The following is a 1,835-nucleotide window of genomic DNA, read 5'->3' as shown; positions in this document are numbered from 1 at the left end:
CTATATCATGGTCGGCGGCATGGTGATGGCCTTCATGGGCGGCATGCATTTCTGGTGGCCGAAGATGACGGGCCGCATGTATTCCGAGACGGCCGGTCGCATTGCGGCCGCCGTTAGTTTCGTCGGCTTCAACCTCACTTTCTTCCCGCAATATGTGCTGGGGTTTCTGGGCATGCCCCGGCGCTACCACACTTATCCGCCGGAGTTCCAGTTCTGGCATGTTCTGTCTTCAGCGGGCGCCGTGGTGCTCGCGATCGGTTATCTGATGCCGCTCTTCTACCTGACCTGGTCGCTATTCCGAGGCCGGCGCGCCCCGGACAATCCGTGGGGCGCCACCGGGCTCGAATGGCAGACAAGCTCGCCGCCGCCGCCGCACAATTTCGCCGAAATGCCGGTGGTGACCAGACCGGCCTACGACTACCCGATGAAAGGGCTTGGAGAAAAGCGCACCGATCCGGCAGCCGGGGTGGTCTTATGAGCGCCTCGACCGAAAGCGTCGCCTTCAAGTCGGGCGAGCGCGAGCGGGCCGCCGATGCCTTCGGTATGTGGGTCTTCATCGGCTCCGAGGCGATGCTGTTCGGCGCCATTTTCCTGATCTTCTTCGTCGCCCGGCTGAGCTACGGCGCCGCCTTCGCCGAAGCCTCCAGGCACTTGTCACTGATGCTGGGAACGATAAACACAGCGGTGCTGATTACCTCCAGCTTCGCCATGGCGCTGGCGCACTTCTTCACCTCCGGTTCGCGCTGGCGGGCAGCCGGCTGGTCGCTGGCCGCGACAGCGGCGCTGGGCGTCGTCTTCCTGATCATCAAGGGCACCGAATACGCGATGGAGTTCCATCAGGGGATTGCGCCGGTGCTGGGCGCGCCCTTCACCTATCGGGGCGCCGACCCGGTGCATGCTGCCTTTTTCTTCAGCCTCTATTTCGCGATGACGGCACTGCATGGCCTGCATCTGTTCTGCGGAATTGTAGTGGTCTGCGGCACGCTGGCGCTGTGGTGGCGAACCGAGGCCTCGAGCCGAGCCCGGCGCGTGCAGGCGGTCGGCCTCTACTGGCATTTTGTCGATATCGTCTGGGTGTTTCTCTTCCCCGTCCTCTACCTGACCAACCGCTGAGCTCCGTCGTGACCGAAATCCGCAAACTCGCCTCGGCCTATGCCGGCCTTCTGGTGCTCCTGGCGCTCACTGTCGGCTCCTCCTTCATCGATCTCGGCGGCTTCAACTCAACCGTCAATCTTGCGATCGCCGCGGCGAAGGCAGTGATTATCGGGATCTCATTCATGCATTTGTCCCGGGCGGCAGTGCTTCCGCAACTCGCGGTCGCTGCTGCAGCACTTTGGCTGCTCATCTTGTTCGGCCTAACGCTGGTGGGCAGTGGATGAAAGTGCGGAGACTGCGATTTTAAAGACGCCAAACAGCCGTGAAGCTATTCCGATCTTAATCCCATCAGCTCTGACCGATCCAGGCGACGAAGTCGTCCTTCTGCGCCCTTCCATCGAAAGGTGGAATCTGGTGCAGCGGCTAAAAACGGCGACCGAATGATGAGACTGGCCGGATACCTGAATATAATCAGGTGGTTACGGAACATTGTGTGCAAAAAACGCACAAGAAAGTTCTGCTTCTCTTCTTTTTTGTTCCTACGAGGGAGCCGCCGATAGCCCTTTCGGACGCTCTTCTGCCGACGATATTGACCGCCCCAATGCGAATGTTCGCCGGTGTATTCGTATACCTCATTGTCCGCAGCGCCGTTCAGTCTGCTTGGGTTTCCTAGAAGCTTTTCGAATTTTCTGTCTTGCGGCTCCCGACGAGATGCGGGCCCTTCTTGAGGAGGTCGGGGT

At 60.2% G+C, this 1,835-nt stretch carries 3 protein-coding genes; all 3 read left to right on the top strand.

The features are described 5' to 3' along the window. A partial coding sequence (locus EN932_RS35350) for a cbb3-type cytochrome c oxidase subunit I (RefSeq protein WP_206619014.1) occupies positions 1-478 on the top strand: 478 nt, incomplete at its 5' end. Next, a complete protein-coding gene (locus tag EN932_RS35345; RefSeq protein ID WP_164767956.1) occupies positions 475-1,113 on the top strand; it encodes a cytochrome c oxidase subunit 3 in 639 nt (212 codons plus the stop codon). The genes EN932_RS35350 and EN932_RS35345, both read left to right, overlap by 4 nt. A gap of 8 nt (positions 1,114-1,121) precedes the next feature. Beyond that, positions 1,122-1,379, top strand: coding sequence for a cytochrome C oxidase subunit IV family protein (locus EN932_RS35340; RefSeq protein ID WP_198327521.1), 258 nt, complete (start codon positions 1,122-1,124; stop codon positions 1,377-1,379). Positions 1,380-1,835: the final 456 nt, after the last annotated feature.

It is taken from the genome of Mesorhizobium sp. M7A.F.Ca.US.002.01.1.1, assembly GCF_004022955.1.
GTDB classification, from domain to species: Bacteria; Pseudomonadota; Alphaproteobacteria; order Rhizobiales; family Rhizobiaceae; genus Mesorhizobium; species Mesorhizobium ciceri.
This window is presented reverse-complemented; position numbering and strand designations above follow the sequence as displayed.